Below are 18549 nucleotides of genomic sequence, written 5' to 3' on the forward strand. Positions count from 1 at the left end.
GGGCGCTCAGCGGGCCGGGTCGGCCCGGCGGCTCTTCTTGTGGCGTGCGGTGTGGATCGGTTCGGTCGCGATCACCACCTTGGCCGGCACCTTGTAGGCCGCCAGCGCCGCCCGGCAGGCCTGGCGGATGCGGCTCTTCACGCCGTCCACCGGCTCCGGCTGCGCCAGCACCACCCGGGCCACGATCATCTGGCCCAGCAGCGGGTTGGCCTCGGCGAAGACGGCGACGTCGACGATGTTCGGCAGCGTCATGATGACCTCCTCGATCTCGGTCGGGTAGACCTTCTGCCCGCCGACGTTGATCAGGTCGGTCACGCGGCCGAGGATGCGGAAGTAGTCGCCGTCGACCTCGACCTTGTCCTGGGTGTTGAACCATCCGTCGGCGTCGAAGTTCGACGCCGCGTTGAGGTAGCCGACCATCGAGTACTCGGACCGGATCCACAGGATGCCGTCGACGACCTTGGTCTCGAAGCCCTCGCCGCCGATGCGCATCCACAGCGAGCCGTCGCCGCGCGACTTGGACGCCAGCACGCCCACCTCGGACAGGCCGTAGGTCTGCTGCAGCACGACGTTCGGCAGCGCGCGGGCCAGGCGGTCCAGCGTGGCCTGCGGCATGACCTCGGTGCCGTAGCTGATGCGCTGCAGCGACGACAGGTCGTAGGCCTCGTGCGCCCGGGCCGCCAGCAGCAGGTTCAGGAACGAGGGCGTGGTCGGCAGCAGCGTGACGCGGTACGTCTCGATCGCCGCGCAGACGCTGGCGACGCTGCGCTCGGCGACGCTGACCACCGTGCCCAGGCTCGAGGTGATGGCCAGGATGGTGTTGAAGCCGCCGAAGTGGTCGAACATCAGGAACGGCACGGCCACCACCGGCGAGCGCGGCTTCACGAACTTGCCCGCCACGCGGCCGAGGTCGTGCAGGATGCCCTTGGGCCGGCCGGTCGAGCCCGACGAGAAGAACACCAGGCCCGGTGCGCCGCCGGCGATGAACTCGCGCATCGTCGTGTTGTCGACCTCGACCGGCGACCAGGTCAGCGTCGGCTCCACGGCGCCGGCGGCGAACTCGAAGATCCACTCGCAGCCCGAGACCGACAGCGCGGCCGACAGCTCGACGACCGACTCGCGCGTCAGCGGGATGACGACGTTGCCGTTGCGCGCCAGCGCCAGCAGCAGGGCGAAGGCCTCGGGCGTGTAGTCGCCGAGCACGACGACGCGCTGCCCGGCGTGCACGCCCTCGCGGGCCAGGCGCTGCTCGAACGCGGCCACCTGCCGCAGCAGCTCGCCGTAGCGCACCGAGCGGCCCTCGTGCACGAAGGCGAGCCCGTCGGGCGCGCCGGCGAAGCGCTCGAGCAGCCAGTCCAGCGTCACGGCCGGTCCTTCAGCTGCTCGAGCAGCACCAGCCGGATCAGCGGGTAGGAGGTGATGTTCGCCGCGTCCTCGTCGGGGATGCCGACGCCGAACTCCTCCTCGATCGCCAGCACCAGGTTCATGTGCTGGATGGAGTCCCACGTCGCCACGGTGTCCATGCTGGTGTCGTCGTCGATCGACTCCGCCGCGATGCCCAGCACGGCGGCCATCACGTTCTTCAGCGTGTCTTCGGTTGTCATGGGCAGACCTTGATCCAGTCGATGGGAGAGGGGTTGAAGCGGTCGAGCTCGGCGCGGTAGCGGCGCGTGCCGTCGTCCTCGCCGACCCGTGTCAGGCCGAGCCGGTCGTAGAAGTCGGCCACCTGGGCGTTCTTCGCGCTCGGGCGGTACTCGGCGGCGATGAAGCGGCAGCCGCGCCGCCGCGCGTCGTCGGCCAGCGCCGGCCAGATGCTGAACTCGATGCCGCGGCCGATGACGCGGCAGCTCATCAGGAAGGCCTCGATCCGGGCCGTCTCGGCCTCCCACGAGACCAGCACGACGCCGGTCAGGCCGGCGTTGCCGAAGCGGTCGCCGACCTCCAGCGCGTACACCGTCGACGCCGGGCTGTCGATGCGTTCGCGGACCTGCGCCGGCGACAGCCGCGGCGTGGTGAGGTTGAACTGGTTGGACTTGAGCGTCAGCTCGCTGATGCGGGCGACGCTGGCCACGTCGTCGCGCGAGATCCGCACCTGCAGGTCCAGCGAGGCGAGGTACTGCTCGTGCGTCTCGAAGTCCGCGCGCGCCGCCTCGGCCTGTTCGCGCTGCCGGTACTGCGCGGTCTTGGAGCGGCTCTCGGCGGTGACGCCGCCGGCCAGGAACAGCTCGCGCAGCTCGTCGAGCAGGCGCGGGTAGTCGGTCAGCGACTTGGGCACCTGCATCACCCGCAGCTCGGGCAGGGCGCTGCGCACCGCGCTGCACTCGAAGTCCGAGTCGTCGACGAACACCATGCTGTCCAGGCCGATGTTGAGCTCGCGCGCGATCGACTGCAGGTTGCTGACCTTGTCGGTCCAGTCGACGCGGCGCGCGGCGATGTGCTCGCGGCGCAGCACGGCGAACGGGTGGCGATCGAGCACCTCGTCGACGTCGGCCGCGTTGTTCTTGCTGCACAGGCACAGCAGCACGCCCTGCCGCTCGAGGGCGCGGAAGGTCTGCTGCGCCTGCCAGAACACGCGGCCGGGGTAGTGGTGCGGGTCGAGCCGGATGCCGTCGAGCTGGTCCTCGCCGACGATGCCGCCCCACAGCGTGTTGTCGCAGTCCAGCACCAGCGCCTTGTAGAAGTGGGCGTCGAAGCCGCGCGCCGCGGCGACGATGCGCCGCGCCAGCTCGTCGAGGAAGGGCGTGGCGAAGGGCGCCGTGCTGCGCAGGTAGAAGCGCATGTCGAAGGCGGCCGCGGTGCCGATGCGCTGGACGACGGCGCCGGTGTCGATGACGCGCACGTTCGCGAACGCCGCCGCCTCGTGGCGCAGCATGTCGTTGAACCGGTCGAGCACCCGTGCCACCGCGTCCGGCGCCCCGGTGTCGACGGCCGGCGTGCAGCGCACGAAGCTGCAGGCGTAGAGCCGCTTGAGCCTGCCGGCCTTCTCGAACACCAGCCGCAGGCGGGCGCGCAGGTCGGCCTCCCGGGCGTCGATGGCCTCGGGTTCCAGCAGCTCGATCTGGCGCTCGAAGGCGGGCAGCAGGTTGTCGAAGAACGGCAGCAGCACCATGTGCTCGACGCCGGCCTGCACGAAGCGCTCGACGTCGCCCAGGGCGTCGTCGTGGTGGCCGACCTGCAGCTCGGCCCGCGCGCCGGCGAGCAGCGCGTGCTTGCGCAGGAACAGCGCCAGCAGGTCGGCGCTGACGTTCGAGGAGATGCCGATGCGCGTGACGCGCCGGGCGGGCTCGAGCCTCTCCAGCCCGTCGACGGCGGCGATGGTTCGCGCCAGCGTCGTGCCGGGCGTGCGCAGCAGCTCGATGAAGGCCGCGGCGTCGCTCACGACATCACCATGCCGCCGTTGACGTCCAGGGTGTGCCCCGTGACGTGGCGGGCGTCGTCGGACACCAGATAGGCCACGGCCGCGGCGACGTCCTCCGGCACGGCCAGGCGGCGCAGCGGCGTCTGCCGCGCGATCATCAGCTGCTGCTTCTCGGCGATGTCGCCGATCAGGCCGGTCTCGGTCATGCCGGGGGCGACGCAGTTGACCGTCACGCCGCGCGGGCCGAGCTCGGCCGCCAGGTTGCGCGACAGCATCGCCAGCGCCGCCTTGGCCACCGCGTAGGCGGTCCAGTGCAGCGCCGGCGTGCCCTCGGTCACCTGCGAGGTGATGTTGACGATGCGGCCGGCGCCGTCGGCGGCCATGTCGGCGGCGCAGAGCTTGCTCAGCAGGAACGCGCCCTTGACCTGCACGTCGAGGTGGTGCTGCAGGTCGGTCCAGTCGGTGTCGGCCAGCGCCTTGGCCTGGATGCGCGGCGAGGCGTTGTTGACCAGCACGCCGACCGTGCCGTAGTGGCGTCGCGCCTGCGCCAGCAGGTGCTCGACGCCGGCGGCGTCGGAGACGTCGGCCTGCACCGCCAGCGCCCGGCCGCCGGCGGCGACGATGTCGGCGGCGATCGCGTTCGCGCGCTCGCGGCTGCCCTGGTAGTTGATCACGACGGCGTGGCCGTCCTGCGCGAGGCGGCGGCAGATCGCCTCGCCGATGCCGCCGGCGCCGCCGGTCACCAGCGCGACGCGGCTCGGTTCGCCGCGCGGGCGCGCGGCCGCGGCGGCCGGGCGCTGCAGCAGCATCTTCACCTTGCCCTGGCCCTGCAGCACCGCCTGCCCGTGCTGGTTGACGATGCGCGTCTCCAGCTCCAGCAGGCGCTCGCGCTCGTGCTTCTTCAGCACCGTGCAGGTCACCGTCAGCTCGTCGCCCAGCCGCACCGGCAGCAGGAACTCCATCGCCTGGCTCACCCACAGCGCGCCGGGGCCGGGCAGCTTGGTGCCGATCACCGTCGAGATGAACGAGGCGCCGAGCATCCCGTGCACGACGATGTCCTTGAACGCCGTCTCGCGGGCGAACGCGCGGTCGACGTGCAGCGGGTTGTCGTCGCCGGTCAGCTCGACGAAGCGGCGGATGTCCTCTTCGGTGATGGTCTTGACCAGCTGCCGGCAGTCGCCGACCTTCAGCGTGTCGAAATCGAGGAACGCGCTCATGACGCCGTCTCCAGGTGGCGGGGCAGCCAGCGCCAGAGGCTGGCCGCGAAGTTGAAGCCCGCGCCGACGCCGGCCAGCACCAGCAGGTCGTTCGGCTTCAGCAGGCCCTTGTGCACGGCCTCGCTGAGCGCGATCGCGATCGACGCCGAGCCGGTGTTCCCGATCTCCTGCACGTTGGTGTAGGTGCGCTCCAGCCCGGCGCCCATCTTGCGCACGATGTACTCGATCAGCCGCAGGTTGGCCTGGTGGAAGACGAAGAAGTCGACGTCCCGGGGGCTCGTGCCGGCCTTGTCGCAGGCGTTGCGGATCACCGTCGGCAGGTGCGTGATCGCCTGCTTCCAGGTCGCCAGGCCGTTCATCTCCATCGCGTCGACCGAGGGGTCGCGCTCGCGGCCGAGCGACGGGAAGCTCGAGCCGCCGCCACGCAGGCGCACCGACTCGTAGTTGGAGCTGTCGGTGAAGAACGCCGAGGACAGGATGCCGTGCGCGGCGTCGCAGCGGCCGAGCACGACGGCGCCGGCGCCGTCGCTCAGGTAGATCGCGGTGTTGACGTCGCCGCGGTCGACGTAGCGCGAGCACAGCTCGACGCCGACGACCAGCGCGTGGCGCACCGACGGGTCGCGGAACATGCGGTCGGAGGCCGCCGTGAGCCCGGACACGACGCCGCTGCAGTTGGCCTGCAGGTCGTAGACCTGGGCCCCCTTGGCGCCCAGGTCCTGGTGCAGCTTGGCCGACAGCGGCGGGAAGAGGTAGTCGCCCGAGAAGGTGCAGGCGATGATGATGTCCACCTCCGACGCGTCGATGCCGGCCATCGCCAGCGCGCGCCGCGCGGCCTGGCCGGCGAAGGCGCTGGCCGTGTCGCCCGGGGCCGCCAGATGGCGGCGCACGATGCCGGTCTTCTCGACGATCCACTCGGGGCTGACGTCCAGGCCGCGGCAGAGCTCCTCGTTGCTCTCCACGTGGTCCGCAAGGTGGTGGCCGACGCCGATGATGGCGACGCCGCCGGGCGTGCTGGTGCTCGTGTTCATGATGAGGATGCGGGCGTGCAGGGCGCGGGCTCCAGGAAGCCCCGCAGCGCGTCGTTGTGGTCGCGGATCCAGCCGAGCGTGGCCGACTCCCCGTGGCCGGGCAGGATCAGCGTGTCGTCGTCAAAGCCGTCCAGGATCGACCGGACGGACCGGCGCAGCTGCGTGGCGTCCTCGCCCGGCAGGCCGGCCAGGCCGACGCCGCGCGCGTACAGGGTGTCGCCGGTGAACAGCGCCTTGCCGATCTCGATCGCGCAGCTGCCGGGGGTGTGGCCGGGCACCGGGTGCCAGCGCACGGCCAGCCCGCCGATGTCCAGCGGCGGCGTGCCGTCGCCCACCCGCTCGGGGCGGGGCTGGCGCACGCGCGCCGGGATCCTGAACGCCATCAGCAGGAAGTTCGACGCGCCGAGCGTGCGCAGGTCGCGCTCGTGCAGGTAGACCGGGCAGCCGTGGCGCTCCTGGAAGTGGGCGGCCGAGCCGGCGTGGTCGAAGTGGCCGTGGGTGCAGACCACGGCGCGCGGGGTCAGCGCCAGCGCGGACAGCGCCTGCTCGATGCGCTCGGCGTCCAGGCCGGGATCGACCAGGATGCACTCGCCCGGCACGTCGGTGGCGTGCAGGTAGCAGTTGGACGGGAAGACCCCGTTGGCCAGGGTCCAGACACGGCCGGCCGAGCCCGCCACCGCGACGGCGAAGCTCACCTCAGTGCACCCCGCCGAGGTAGAGCGTCTGCGCGGTGACGTAGCCGCTGCGCTCGGACGCGAAGAAGTCGATGACGTTGGCGATGTCCTCGAAGCTCGCGTAGCGCGGCAGCGGCAGGCGCGCCACGACGGCGTCGATCTTGTCGCGCGGGAGCTGGCGCAGCATGTCGCTCTCGATCGCCGTGATGCCCAGCGTGTTGCAGGTGACGTTGAAGGGCGCGAACTCCCGGGCGAGCACGTTGGACAGCGTCGTCAGCCCGGCCTTGCAGGCCGCGTAGACCGAGTCGCCCTCGGGCTCCAGGGCGACGGCCATCGAGCTGATGTTGATGATGCGCCCCCACTTGGACTTGCGCATCATCTTCGCCGCCTCGCGGGCCACCATGAACGGTGCGAGCAGGTTGAGCTCGACCATCGAGCGGGCGGCCGAGGCCGGCATCACGAGCGCGTACTGCGAGGTCAGCACGGCGGCGTTGTTGATCGCGATGTCGATCGCCGTGCCCGAGCGGCGCAGCGCGGCGAACAGCTGCTGCACCGCGTCCGGGTCGGCGATGTCGGCCTGCCGGTGCAGGTAGCGCTCGTGCTCGCAGGTGGCGGCCCCCCGGGACACGCCGACGACCTTCGCGCCTTCGTCCAGGAAGTGGCGCGTCAGCAGCGCGCCGACGCCGCGGCTGCTGCCGGTGACGAGCACGGTCCGGCCCTCGTACTTGCGCGCGCTCATCGCCGGATCAGCCCCGCGACAGCTGCCGGACGATGTAGTCGGCCAGCGTCGTCACGCTGGAGAATGGCGAGACCGGCTGGCTCATCGCGGTGTCGTCGGTCAGGCTGACCGCGCGGCCGAGCTCGTCGGCCACCGCCGTCTCGACGTCGACGATGACCGACACCAGCGACAGCGAGTCGAGCGAGGCGTCGGCGCCGAACAGGCGCGTGTCCGGGGCCAGCGCGACGCGCTTGTCCGCGGCCAGCTCCTCGTTCAGGCTGCGCAGGGCTCGGTAGATGAGTTCGATGACTTCGGCTTGGCTGGCCATGGTTCACTCCGGAGAGACGGACGGTGCAAGAGGCAGCCGGGCGGCTGCGATGAGCGATTCGAGCCTGGGGCGCGTGACCTCGCGGTACTCGTTTTCGAGCAGGCCGAAGACCACCGCGTCCTGCAGCCGGCCGTCGATGAACAGGTGCTGGCGCAGGCGCCCCTCCTGGACCATGCCCAGGTAGGTCTGCCACTTGATCATGCGCCGGTTCTCCGACACGACGGTGCCCCAGACGCGGCGCAGCCGCAGCCGGTCGAAGGCCAGCTCGTAGAGCAGCTTCATGGCCTCGGCGGCGGCCGGCAGCCCGGCGGCGGCCTGTTCGTCGCCGATCAGGAAGCGGCCCGGCTCGCCGACCCGGTTCACCGGGTCGATGCCGCTGAGCGAGAGCATGCCGATCGGCACCTGCTGCTTGGTCTGGATGACGAAGTTGTACTCCGACGCAGGGCGGCTGGCGATCCAGCGGCGCTGTTCGTCGACGGTCGTCGCGCCGCGATGCAGCAGGGCCGCGCGTTCGCCCTGGCGCCAGGCCAGGGTGAGCGCGGCGTCCTCGGGCCGCAGCGGGCGCAGGTCGACGAACTCGCCGTGCAGGGTGCAGTGTTCCTCGTTGGACGTCATGGTCGGGGTTCAGCAGACGACGAAGGCGGCGGCCGCCGGCACCGGCGCACCCGCCGAGGCGGGTGCGTGGGCGGTGGCGACGAAGGACTGCTCCAGCACGAAGCCCGCCGCGTGGAGATGCGCCAGGACCTCCTCGCCGCTGCGGTAGAGGTAGATGTGGTCGGCGTGCGCGGCGTTGAGCGCGGCGGTGATGAAGGCCTTGCCGCCCGGGGCGAGGCCGGCGCGCAGCGCGCGCAGGAACTCGACGGGGCGCTCCAGGTGTTCCAGCACCTCGACGCAGACCAGCCAGGGCACGGGGTCGAGGCCGCCGTCGAGCACGTCGTGCTGGTGCATCGTGTAGCGCTGATCCAGACCGGCGGCCGCCAGGTGGCGCTCGGCGAAGCGGCACGACGACGGGCTGATGTCGTAGCCGGCGCCGGTGGCCCGGGCCACGCGCGACAGGAGGCGGCGCGAGTAGAGCGCCGTGCCGACGCCGACCTCCGCGAAGCGCGGCTGCGCGCCGAGCGCCATCGGCGCCACGAAGGCCGTGTCGAAGAAGCGCAGCTGCCGATAGTGGTGCGGCCAGAGGAAGTGCGACAGCAGCAGGCCCGGCAGGTACTCCTGCATCATGTGCGCGTCGTTGAGGTAGACCTCGTCGGCGGCCTGCGCGTAGGACTTGACGGGATACGCGCCGCTGGCCTCGAAGGCCTTCTGCCGGCGCATCGAGTCCATCGCGAACGCGACGTAGCCCTTGACGGCCGCCTGCAGCGCCTCGTCGTCGGCGCAGAAGGTCTCGAGCACCGACTCGAAGTCGGCGGCCCACTCGGCGCCGAAGCCGTCCATCGCGCGGCCGACGAGCGTGCGCGAGAGCCTGTACTTCTGGTCGAACAGCGCCTGCAGGCGTGTCAGCCAGGGCAGGGGGGCGGGATCTTGCGTGGAGCCTGGTTGCATCGTTTGCTCTCTTTTGTGCCGGCGGCGGCCCCGATGCCGGCGCATCGGGGCGCCCGGTCTCAGCCGCCGAAGATGCGGCGCACGGCGGCCTCGAACACCGGGCGAGAGTAGCTCTCCTCGTAGTGCGCGCGAGCCGCGCGGCTCAGTTCGGCGTGTCCGTCGACGGCGCGGCCGATGGCCTGCTGCAGCTCGGGCAGCGTCGCCCAGCCGAGCGTCGGGCTGGCGTAGACACTGGTGTTGCCGAGCACGGCGTGGCCGTCGTGCGCGTCGTGGAACACGACCGGGTAGCCGCAGCCCTGGGCCTCGATCGCCGCCCGGCCGCCGCCCGTCGGCGCCGAGCCGAGGTAGACGGCGGCGTCGCCGAGATCGCGCAGCGTCTGCCAGAGCGAGGGCACGAGCCCCAGCGGCACGAAGCGCGCCGGGTCGAGCCCGTGCTGCCGCAGCTGCGCCCGCACCGCCGCGATCCAGGCGTCGTCGAGCGGCCCGATGTGGAAGAAGCTCCCCCGCACCGCCTGCAGCGCGCTGCAGACCAGGGCCTGCAGCGCCAGCGGCCCGTCGCGCCGGAACTTGGCCGGGTGGCCCGAGGTGACGACCGAGCAGTCCGGGCCGACGACGGCGGCGAAGCGCCGCATCCCCAGGTCCTCGACGAACAGCGGCAGCAGCTCGGCCTCGACGCCGAGGTGGCTGCTGCAGTGCTGCTGCATCGCGCCGGAGCAGTCGACGTGGCGCAGGCCGGGCAGGGTGTGGCCCAGCCCCGCGTTGTGGTCGCCGTGGTGCACGAGCACCTGCCGCGGGCCGCCGGCGCGCGGCGCGGCGACGAAGGGCAGCGGGTCCTGGTGGTGGGCGAAGTGGCCGATCGCCGCCGGCCGCATCGCCTCGATCAGGCGCTGCAGGTTCTGCACCTTCTGCAGCGGCGTGCCGGGTGGCAGCACGACGAAGGGGGCCGGCGCGAACTGGCGCTCCAGCCGCGCGGTGGCGTCCGGGTCCTGCGCGGTGCGCTCGAACAGGTCGGTGACGACGACGAGCGGGTGGTCGACGACCCGGGCCACGTCGGCCAGCACGCGCGAGTGGCCGCCGAGCTCGTACAGCTCGGTCGCGATCAGCAGCGTGCCGCGGCGCGGGCCGGGCGGCAGCGCGCGTGCGTGGCGCGCCGCCAGGGTCTCCAGGTGACGGTCCAGCTGCGGGACGTACAGCGGGCCGGCGGCGTACTCGGGGCGGGTGTAGGTCCGGTGCACGCCGGCGATGATCTGGGCCAGCGCGGCGTCGTCCTCGCCGCGCGCGAGCAGCTCGTGGACCTTGCGGTCGACGCCGTCGAGCATCAGGTTCGCGCCCTCGGCGCGCGCGTCCGGGGTCTCGTCGGCCGGCGGGGGCGGCGCGCTGTCGGCGGCGCCGCAGAACGCCGCGTCGATCGTCCCGCACAGCGTCGGGATCGGCCCGAAGCCGGCGTGCTTGGCGCGCAGCACCCGTGCCGAGGCCTTGAACTCCTCGGGCAGCCGGTAGTCGTTGAGCGAGTTGTGGAACAGCGGCAGCCGCACGATGCGCGGGAACACGCGGTGGGTGCAGACCGCCGTCAGGCACAGGTCGGTGGCCCACAGGTGCCAGCCCAGCGCCGGGTCGATGGTGTGCACCGAGTCGCGCGCGACCACGATCGCCAGCTCGTCGATCGACAGCGCGCGCGCGCCCTCGGGGTGGTCGAAGCGGTGCTGGCGGTCGATCACGAAGCCGGCCGGCCGAGTGCCGTCGGCGCTGTCGTTGACGGCGATGCCGGCGAAGCCGAGCAGCGTGGTCCGGCGCTCGGCCGGCGGGATCGCGTCGAGCACGGCGCCCAGCCGGGCGCCGAAGCCGCTCGGGAAGTAGACGTCCTGGTGGCACAGCAGCACCCAGTCGGCGTCGGCGCAGCGGGCGGCGGAGGCCGCGAGTGCCGCGGCCGGCGAGGCCGCACCTTCGCAGGTGACGATCTCGGCGTCGACCTCGCGCAGGCCCGGGGACTGGAGCACGTTGAGCTGCAGCTGGCGCGGCCGCGTGACCGGCACGACGACGGCGAAACGCGCCCGGCCGGCGCGCACCGGCTGGCCGTCGAAGCGGCGCTCGGCTTTCACCAGCAGCTCGCGCTGGCCGAGGTTGCGCAGCGCGGTGAGCGGCGGCATGCGCAGGCTGGCGGCCAGCGCCGCCACCGCCTCGGCAAGGGCGCCCGACGGCGGCTCGTCGCGCGTGGCGTCGAGCAGTTCGGGCATCCAGCCCTCGTCCATCAGGCGCCGGTACAGCGCGGCGTACGACCAGCCGCCGCCGTGGTGCGGCCCGGCCGCCCGTTCGTCGTCGAGGTCGGCGCTCAGCGTGCGTTCGAGCTGCGACCAGTGCGCCGCGTTGGGCGCGAGCACGAACAGCTGCGCGCCCGGCGCCGCATGGCGCGCCAGGCCGGCCAGCAGGCCGGTGCAGGCCGCCGGCTGTGCCGGCAGCGCGAGCACGACGAGGTCCGCCGCGCAGGCCGGCGCCGACACGATCTCCGCGGCGTCCAGGCGCTGCCAGCGGCCGTCGGGATGGCGGGCCTGCCAGGCCTCGGCCAGACGGGTGTCGACGTCGACCAGCAGCAGGCTGCGGCCGGCGGGCAGCCGGGCCGCGCACAGGCCGAGCGCCTCCGCGGACGGCGCGTGCGGCACCGGCCCGGCAGGGGGGTTCACCACGGGCCTCGTGGACACCAGCGGCTCGCGAGAGGAGGAGCGGTCGGATTGCATGGTGCGATGTTGCCGGCAGTCCGGCCCCGCGAATGCGTCGAGCAGCGGGGTGATCCGGGTTCAGTTGCACGCCGCGGCCACCGCCGCCGCCGGGCCCCGGCGCCCGGCCGGACCGGACGCCACGCCGTCGGCTTGTAGGAATTTGCCTGACACGACCCATGGAAAAACCGGGACTCAAGCGACGGAAGTAGCCCGATGTTGCCGCCCATCTCCGATCCATACAGTTCGTATCACACCCGTCGCACCCCGACACACAGGAGCCCCGAGATGAACGCCGACCAGATCCTTGCCGAAATCCGCGAAGCCAACCTCTCGTACCTGATGCTGGCCCAGAGCCTCATCCGCACCGACCGCGAGCAGGCCCTGTACCGCCTGGGCGTCAGCGAGGAGACCGCGACGCTGATCGCCACGCTGACCCCGGCGCAGATGATGAAGATCGCCGGCGGCAACACGCTGCTGTGCCGCTTCCGCATGGATGACGACATCGTCTGGAGCCTGCTCACCAGCCACGGCAAGAGCTCGGCCAACGACGGCGTCTCGCGCCTGCACGCCTCCATCCTGATGGCCGGGCGCCATCAAGAAGCCGCATAACGAGCCCCCAAGCTCCCTCCCGGTCGCTGCCCCCCGAGGGCTGAGACCGGACACGGACGGTCCAGTGGACCGTGCGTGCCGGACGAAGGGCCGGGACACTGGCCCGGCGCGCCCTGCAAGGGCGCCTGGCGACGGACCGGCGGAGCCGGATCCGCGCCAGTAGCTTGATGAAGACAACGGAGAAACGACCATGGCCCGCAACAAGAGCATCCTGACCGAAGCCAAGCAGATCGAGCGCGCGGTCACGCTGATCAACCTCGGCGCGCGGCTGCAGGTGCTGGAAAGCGAGACCGACCTGAGCTACGAGCGCCTGCTGCGCCTGTACAAGGAGGTCTCCGGCAAGAGTCCCAGCAAGGGCCAGCTGCCGTTCTCCACCGACTGGTTCATGACCTGGCAGCCGAACATCCATTCGAGCCTGTTCCTGAACATCCACGAGTACCTGAACAAGGTCTCGGTCCTCGACGAGATCGACGTCGTCATCAAGGCCTACCAGCTGTACCTGGAGCAGATGCAGGCCCAGGGCCTGGAGCCGCTGCTGTCGGTGACGCGCGCCTGGCGCCTGGTGAAGTTCGTCGACAACGGCATGCTGACGATGACCGCCTGCAGCAAGTGCGGCGGCCACTACGTCACCCACCCGCACGAGATCGCGCGCCACTACGTCTGCGGCCTGTGCAACCCGCCGGCGCGCGCCGGCAAGGGCAAGGCCGGCGGCCTGCAGCTCGCCGGCTGCCACGGCGAAGGCGAACTGGCGCACTGAAGCATTCCGTCACGCCGGCGCCGCTCGAGCCGGCGCGCCGGCGGCCGATACAGCTTTCAACCGGCTTCATTGCGTTGTCTCCTCCTGGCACAGGCTCCTGTGCATTCGGCGGCGGATCCCGGCAGGGTCCGCCGCTTTTCTTTTCTGGGCCGGCATTGCCCCGTTTCTCCGGCGCTTGCCGCCACGCGAGGCGCCGCACACTGCCCGCATGTCCACCCTGAGCACTCCGCGACTGCCCTGGCCGCTGCCGGCCGTGGCCGCGTGGCTGCTGGCCTGGGCGGCCTTTGCCGCGGTGCAGGCCGCCGGCGCGGGCACCGGCCCGGCCTTCGCCGCCGGACTGGCGGCCGGCGTCGCGGTGGCCGCCACCGCACGCGGCCGCTGGCGCCGCCTGCTGGCCGGTGGCGGCTTCCCGCTGTCGGCGCTGGCGCTCGGCGCCTGGCCGGCGCTGCCCGCCTGGGCCTGGCTGGCCGCGGCGCTGCCGCTGGCGCTGGCCTACCCGCTGAAGGCCTGGCGCGACGCCCCGTTCTTCCCGACGCCGGCCGGCGCGCTGCAGGGCCTGGACGCCGTCGTCACGCTGCCCGCCGGCGCCCGCGTGCTCGACGCCGGCTGCGGCCTGGGCCACGGCCTGGCCGCGCTGCACCGCCTGTGGCCCGACGCCCGGCTCGAAGGCGTCGAATGGAGCGCGCCGCTGGCCTGGCTGGCGGCACGGCGCTGCCGTTTCGCCACCGTGCGCCGCGGCGACCTCTGGGCCGGCTCCTGGGCCGGCGCGGACCTGGTCTACGTCTTCCAGCGGCCCGAGAGCATGGACCGCGTCGCGGCCAAGGCCGACGCCGAGATGGCGCCCGGCCGCTGGCTGGTCAGTCTCGAGTTCCCGATCGCCGGGCGCCAGCCCGTGGCCCGCGCCGGTGTGCCCGGCGGCCGCCCGGTGTGGATCTACCGGACCGCTGCAAGCGGTAATTCGCCCTCAAACGCCGGGAGCCGGCGCCGATAACACGCCAAGTACCCCGCGTGTCGGTCACGTCGGGGCTTGCTCGAGGTCAAGCGCAACACCATGTTTGTCATCATCGGCTGGGTCATCGTGCTCGTCTGCGTGTTCGGCGTGTTCATCGTGCACGGCGGCAACATCGGCGTGATCCTGAAGGCGCTGCCGTTCGAGATGGCGACGATCGGCGGCGCGGCCGCGGGCGCCTTCCTGGCCAACAACCAGCCCAAGGTGCTGAAGGCCACGCTGCGCGGCCTGGGCAAGTGCTTCAAGGGCAGCAAGTACACCAAGGCCCGCTACATGGACCTGATGGCGCTGCTCTACGACATCCTGCAGAAGGCCCGCAAGGAGGGCCTGATGTCCATCGAGAAGGACGTCGAGGACCCGCACAACTCGCCGCTGTTCCAGAAGTACGCGACGGTGGGCAACGACCACCACGTCTCGGAGTTCGTCACCGACTACCTGCGCATGATGGTGTCGGGCAACCTGAACGCGCACGAGATCGAGTCGCTGATGGACAGCGAGATCGAGACCCACCACCACGAGGAGCACGCCGCGGTGGCCGCGATCCAGCGCCTGGCCGGCGCGCTGCCGGCCTTCGGCATCGTCGCCGCGGTGCTGGGCGTCGTGAACACGATGGGCTCGGTCGGCCAGCCGCCGGCGGTGCTGGGCGGCATGATCGGCTCGGCGCTCGTGGGCACCTTCCTCGGCATCCTGCTGGCCTACGCCTTCGCCGAGCCGCTGGCCGGCCTGCTGGAGCAGAAGGTCGACGAGGCCACCAAGGAACTGCAGTGCATCAAGACCACGCTGCTGGCCAGCATGCAGGGCTACGCCCCGCAGGTCGCGATCGAGTTCGGCCGCAAGGTCCTGTACTCCACCGAGCGCCCCAGCTTCTCCGAGCTCGAGAGCCACGTGAAAGGCAAGAAGTAGTGGCCCCCCCCCGTAGCGCCTTCGGCGCTCCCCCCCGTGGGGGCGCCGCCAGCGGCCCGGCAAAGCCGGTTCCGCGGCGTCCGCTTGAAGTCGCCGCCCGCTGGCGCGGAGCGGCGTCGAGGTTGTCCTCGATCGTTCCAAACGGCTTGGCTGAGCGCAGCGAGCTTGGGGGCGCGTGATGGCCGGCGACGCGAAGAAGCTTCAACCCATCATCATCAAGCGCGTCAAGAAGGGCGGCCATGCCGCCCACGGCGGCGCCTGGAAGATCGCCTACGCCGACTTCGTCACGGCGATGATGGCCTTCTTCCTGCTGATGTGGCTGCTGGGCAGCACCACCGAGGGCGACCGCAAGGGCATCGCCGACTACTTCACGTCGCCGCTGAAGGTGGCGCTGAACTCCGGCGGCAGCGGTGCCGGTGACGCCTCGCACGTGCTCAAGGGCGGCGGCCAGGACCTCACGCGCACCACCGGCCAGGTCAAGCGCGGCGACATCGAGGCACCTCGCGCCACCGTCAACCTGCAGGCGCTGAAGCAGGAGCAGGTGCGCGCCGAGATCGTGCGGCTGCAGGACCTCAAGCGCCGCATCGAGGAGAAGATCGCGGCCAACAAGCGGCTGTCGGCGATGCGTTCGCAGCTGCGCCTGGACATGACGCGCGACGGCCTGCGCATCCAGATCGTCGACGAGCAGAACCGGCCGATGTTCGCCAGCGGCAGCGCCGTCGTGCAGCCCTACATGCGCGAGCTGCTGCAGGAGATCGGCTCGGTGCTCGCCGAGGTGCCCAACCGCCTGACGCTGGAGGGCCACACCGACGCCATGGCCTACGCCGGCGGCGAGCGCGGCTACAGCAACTGGGAGCTGTCGTCCGACCGCGCCAACGCTTCGCGCCGCGTGCTCGCCGAAGGCGGCCTGCCCGAGGACCGCATGCTGCGCGTGCAGGGCCTGGCCTCGAGCCAGCCCTTCGACCGCCAGGACCCGCTGGCGCCGACCAACCGGCGCATCAGCATCATCGTGATGAACCGCGAAGCGGAGGACCGCTTCTTCCGCACCGAGCCCGACGCCATCGAGGCGGTCGGTGACGATGCTCCCGTCAACGGCGCGCCCGCGGCGCCAGCGAACGACTCAAGTCCGGCTGCGGGCAGCCGATAAACCCCGAAGCCGTCTTTTCAAGGTCTGCCATGAACCCTTCCGACCTGAAGTTCCTCATCGTCGACGATTTCTCGACGATGCGTCGCATCGTCCGCGGCCTGCTCAAGGAGATGGGCTGCAACAACGCCGACGAAGCCGAAGACGGCGTCGTCGCGCTGAACATGCTGCGCGCGTCGAAGTACGACTTCGTCGTCTCCGACATCAACATGCCCAACATGAACGGCTTCGAGCTGCTGAAGGCCATCAAGGCCGACGGCTCGCTCAAGCACCTGCCGGTGCTGATGGTCACGGCCGAGGCGCGCAAGGAAGACATCGTGCTGGCGGCGCAGAGCGGCGCGGCCGGCTACATCGTCAAGCCCTTCACGAAGGCGACGTTGGAAGAGAAGGTCCAGAAGATCCTGCAGAAGCTGGCGGCCACCGCCTGAGGGAGGGACTCGACATGAAGATGGAAGACCTGACCTCGTTCCAGCCGGCCGAGCCGCTGACGGTGTCCCCCGAAGTGTTCCAGCAGCTGGGTTCGATCACGCGGCTGCTGCACGACACGATGCAGCAGCTGGGCGTGATGCCCAAGCTGCAGATCGCCACCGACGGCCTGCCCGACGCGCGCAGCCGGCTGAACTACATCGCCAACAAGACCGCCGACGCCGCCAACAAGGTGCTGAACTCGGTCGACCAGGCCAAGGCCGAGCACGCCAAGATCACCGAGGCGACGCGCCAGATCGCCGCGCGCATCGTCGCCGATCCGGTGCGCGCCGTGGCCTCGGGCGCGGTGCTGAACTTCGTCCAGGATGTCGAGCACTCGACCGCCAAGATCGACGAGCAGCTCACCGACATCATGATGGCGCAGGACTTCCACGACCTCACCGGCCAGGTCGTGGCCAAGGTCGTGACGCTGGCCAACGACCTCGAGGACAGCCTCGTGAAGCTGCTGGTCTCGGTGGTCCCGCCCGAGCAGCGCGAGAAGGTCGACCCGAACGTGCTGCACGGCCCGGTCGTGAACCCGGAAGGCCGCACCGACGTCGTCGCCAACCAGGGCGAAGTCGACGACCTGCTGGCCAGCCTGGGGTTCTGAGCGTCCGGCGCCCAAGCCTGGGGTCACAAGCCTGGGGTCAGGTCTTGTGAGACCTGACCCCGTCCCTGCAGCGGAACCGGCGCCAGCCTGGGGTCAGGTCTCTTGAGACCTGACCCCGTCTTCCCCTTGAGACCTGACCCCGTCTTCCCGTCTTCCTGAGGCGCTCCGTCCCCGCGGGACTGGTGCGCTCCGCTCGCGCCTGGGCATCGCGATTCGGAACACAGGGGCTTTTGACCCGCTTATCGGGCTCAAGTCCGGCGGTGCTGCCGGCACCATGGCGAGGCTCTCTCCGGAGCCGAGATCGCCATGGCCGACGACGCACAGGACCGCCGCTTACCCGCATCGCAGCGCAAGATCAGCAAGTCCCGCGAGGACGGGCAGGTCGCGCGCTCGCAAGACCTCGGCCATCTCGCGACGCTGGGCGCCGGGCTGGCGCTGCTGATCGTCTTCGCGCCGCGCCTCACCGACTGGCTGCGCCGCGTGCTCGAGACCGGGCTGCGCTTCGACGCCCAGGCCATGGACCGGCCCGGCACGATGCTCGAGCGCCTGTCCGCGTCGGGCGTGGACATGCTCGTCGTCGTGCTGCCGCTGGGCGCGGTGGTGGCCGTCGTGGCGGCGGCGTCGGCGGTGCTGGCCGGTGGCTGGAACTGGACGTTCAAGCCGATGCAGCCCAAGTTCTCCAAGCTCAACCCGATCACCGGCCTGGGCAACCTGTTCAAGGGCCAGCAGCTCGTCAACACGCTGAAGATCTGCCTGCTGGCGCTGATCCTGGGGGCCATCGGCATGCTCTACCTGCACGCCCAGCTGGCCGAGTTCACCTCGCTGGTGGCGATGCCGCTGCCCACCGCGATGGCCGAGACCGGCTCGCTGCTGCAGGGCGGCATGGTGCTGCTGCTGCTGGCGCTGACGCTGTTCGCGCTCGTCGACGTGCCGCTGCAGCGCTTCATGCTGCTGCGCCGCCTGCGCATGAGCTTCGAGGAGGTCAAGCAGGAGCACAAGGAGTCCGAGGGCAACCCCGAGGTCAAGGGCAAGATCAAGGCCAAGATGCGCGAGATGGCGCGGCGCAAGATGATGGCCGCCGTGCCGAGCGCCGACCTCGTGGTCATGAACCCGACCCACTTCGCGGTGGCGCTGAAGTACGACGAGGCGACGATGGCCGCGCCGCGTGTCGTCGCCAAGGGCGCCGACCTGCTGGCGTTCCGCATCCGCGACGCCGCCAAGGCCGCCAACGTGCCGGTGCTCGAGGCCCCGCCGCTGGCGCGGGCGCTGTACCGCCACGCCGAGATCGACCAGGAGATCCCCGCCGCGCTGTTCGGCGCCGTCGCGCAGGTGCTGGCCTGGGTCTACCAGCTGCGCGCCGCGATGGCCGCCGGCCGCCCGCTCAACGCCCCCGCGCCGGCCGTTGCCGTGCCGCCGGGCTTCGACCCCGCCGAAGGGCGTGCCGCCTCCGGGAGGACTGAACCGTGAACG

19 protein-coding genes are annotated in these 18549 nt (G+C 71.4%); 8 read left to right on the plus strand and 11 right to left on the minus strand.

Translation table 11 applies throughout. The features are described from left to right. Positions 1-6 precede the first annotated feature (6 nt). From G5B56_RS19045 to G5B56_RS19095, 11 genes are read right to left on the minus strand one after another with little or no spacing between them, the layout of a single operon-like run. Positions 7-1365 carry a fatty acid--CoA ligase family protein gene (locus tag G5B56_RS19045; protein WP_009857953.1) on the minus strand — a complete coding sequence of 453 codons (1359 nt, stop codon included), beginning with the start codon at positions 1363-1365 and terminating at the stop codon, positions 7-9. After that, a complete protein-coding gene (locus G5B56_RS19050) occupies positions 1362-1604 on the minus strand; it encodes an acyl carrier protein (RefSeq protein WP_009857954.1) in 243 nt (80 codons plus the stop codon). Before G5B56_RS19050 ends, G5B56_RS19045 begins: the two co-directional genes overlap by 4 nt. Beyond that, positions 1601-3379 (minus strand): HAD family hydrolase, encoded by a 1779-nt coding sequence (locus G5B56_RS19055; protein ID WP_164964245.1) that lies wholly within the window; start codon positions 3377-3379, stop codon positions 1601-1603. The genes G5B56_RS19050 and G5B56_RS19055 overlap by 4 nt, the downstream gene beginning before the upstream one ends. Then, positions 3376-4575, minus strand: coding sequence for an SDR family oxidoreductase (locus tag G5B56_RS19060; protein ID WP_164964246.1), 1200 nt, complete (start codon positions 4573-4575; stop codon positions 3376-3378). The genes G5B56_RS19055 and G5B56_RS19060 overlap by 4 nt, the downstream gene beginning before the upstream one ends. Continuing rightward, positions 4572-5603: a 3-oxoacyl-ACP synthase III family protein gene (locus G5B56_RS19065; protein ID WP_164964247.1), complete on the minus strand. Its 1032-nt coding sequence runs from the start codon at positions 5601-5603 to the stop codon at positions 4572-4574. Before G5B56_RS19065 ends, G5B56_RS19060 begins: the two co-directional genes overlap by 4 nt. After that, on the minus strand, positions 5600-6298 hold the full coding sequence (locus tag G5B56_RS19070; RefSeq protein ID WP_164964248.1) for an MBL fold metallo-hydrolase: 699 nt from the start codon (positions 6296-6298) through the stop codon (positions 5600-5602). The genes G5B56_RS19065 and G5B56_RS19070 overlap by 4 nt, the downstream gene beginning before the upstream one ends. A gap of 1 nt (position 6299) precedes the next feature. After that, positions 6300-7016, minus strand: a complete 717-nt coding sequence (locus tag G5B56_RS19075; protein WP_164964249.1) for an SDR family NAD(P)-dependent oxidoreductase — start codon at positions 7014-7016, stop codon at positions 6300-6302. Positions 7017-7023: 7 nt separating this feature from the next. Further along, positions 7024-7323 carry a hypothetical protein gene (locus tag G5B56_RS19080; RefSeq protein ID WP_164964250.1) on the minus strand — a complete coding sequence of 100 codons (300 nt, stop codon included), beginning with the start codon at positions 7321-7323 and terminating at the stop codon, positions 7024-7026. Between the two features lie 3 nt (positions 7324-7326). Further along, positions 7327-7938: a GNAT family N-acetyltransferase gene (locus G5B56_RS19085; RefSeq protein ID WP_009857961.1), complete on the minus strand. Its 612-nt coding sequence runs from the start codon at positions 7936-7938 to the stop codon at positions 7327-7329. A gap of 9 nt (positions 7939-7947) precedes the next feature. Then, positions 7948-8868, minus strand: a complete 921-nt coding sequence (locus G5B56_RS19090; RefSeq protein WP_164964251.1) for a bifunctional 2-polyprenyl-6-hydroxyphenol methylase/3-demethylubiquinol 3-O-methyltransferase UbiG — start codon at positions 8866-8868, stop codon at positions 7948-7950. Between the two features lie 59 nt (positions 8869-8927). Further along, positions 8928-11546 carry a glycosyltransferase family 4 protein gene (locus tag G5B56_RS19095; protein WP_164964252.1) on the minus strand — a complete coding sequence of 873 codons (2619 nt, stop codon included), beginning with the start codon at positions 11544-11546 and terminating at the stop codon, positions 8928-8930. Positions 11547-11867: 321 nt separating this feature from the next. On the opposite strand from G5B56_RS19095, the gene flhD reads away from it, so the two are divergent. From flhD to flhB, 8 genes are all read left to right on the plus strand, one after another. Next, on the plus strand, positions 11868-12191 hold the full coding sequence (gene flhD, locus G5B56_RS19100; protein WP_009857964.1) for a flagellar transcriptional regulator FlhD: 324 nt from the start codon (positions 11868-11870) through the stop codon (positions 12189-12191). Between the two features lie 190 nt (positions 12192-12381). Beyond that, entirely contained in the window at positions 12382-12948 is a 567-nt protein-coding gene (flhC, locus tag G5B56_RS19105; RefSeq protein WP_009857965.1) for a flagellar transcriptional regulator FlhC, read from the plus strand. Between the two features lie 208 nt (positions 12949-13156). Further along, a complete protein-coding gene (locus G5B56_RS19110) occupies positions 13157-13939 on the plus strand; it encodes a trans-aconitate 2-methyltransferase (protein ID WP_029718831.1) in 783 nt (260 codons plus the stop codon). Positions 13940-13999: 60 nt separating this feature from the next. After that, entirely contained in the window at positions 14000-14860 is an 861-nt protein-coding gene (gene motA / locus G5B56_RS19115; protein ID WP_009858116.1) for a flagellar motor stator protein MotA, read from the plus strand. 178 nt (positions 14861-15038) lie between these two features. Beyond that, positions 15039-16007: a flagellar motor protein MotB gene (gene motB, locus G5B56_RS19120; protein ID WP_009858117.1), complete on the plus strand. Its 969-nt coding sequence runs from the start codon at positions 15039-15041 to the stop codon at positions 16005-16007. 29 nt (positions 16008-16036) lie between these two features. Beyond that, entirely contained in the window at positions 16037-16432 is a 396-nt protein-coding gene (gene cheY / locus G5B56_RS19125; protein ID WP_009858118.1) for a chemotaxis response regulator CheY, read from the plus strand. A 14-nt stretch (positions 16433-16446) separates the two neighbouring features. Beyond that, positions 16447-17079, plus strand: coding sequence for a protein phosphatase CheZ (locus G5B56_RS19130; protein WP_009858119.1), 633 nt, complete (start codon positions 16447-16449; stop codon positions 17077-17079). Positions 17080-17385: 306 nt separating this feature from the next. Continuing rightward, positions 17386-18546 carry a flagellar biosynthesis protein FlhB gene (flhB, locus tag G5B56_RS19135; protein ID WP_009858120.1) on the plus strand — a complete coding sequence of 387 codons (1161 nt, stop codon included), beginning with the start codon at positions 17386-17388 and terminating at the stop codon, positions 18544-18546. Positions 18547-18549 lie beyond the last annotated feature (3 nt).

The sequence above is a fragment of the Rubrivivax sp. JA1026 genome, from assembly GCF_011065555.1.
Taxonomy (GTDB): Bacteria; Pseudomonadota; Gammaproteobacteria; order Burkholderiales; family Burkholderiaceae_C; genus Rubrivivax; species Rubrivivax benzoatilyticus.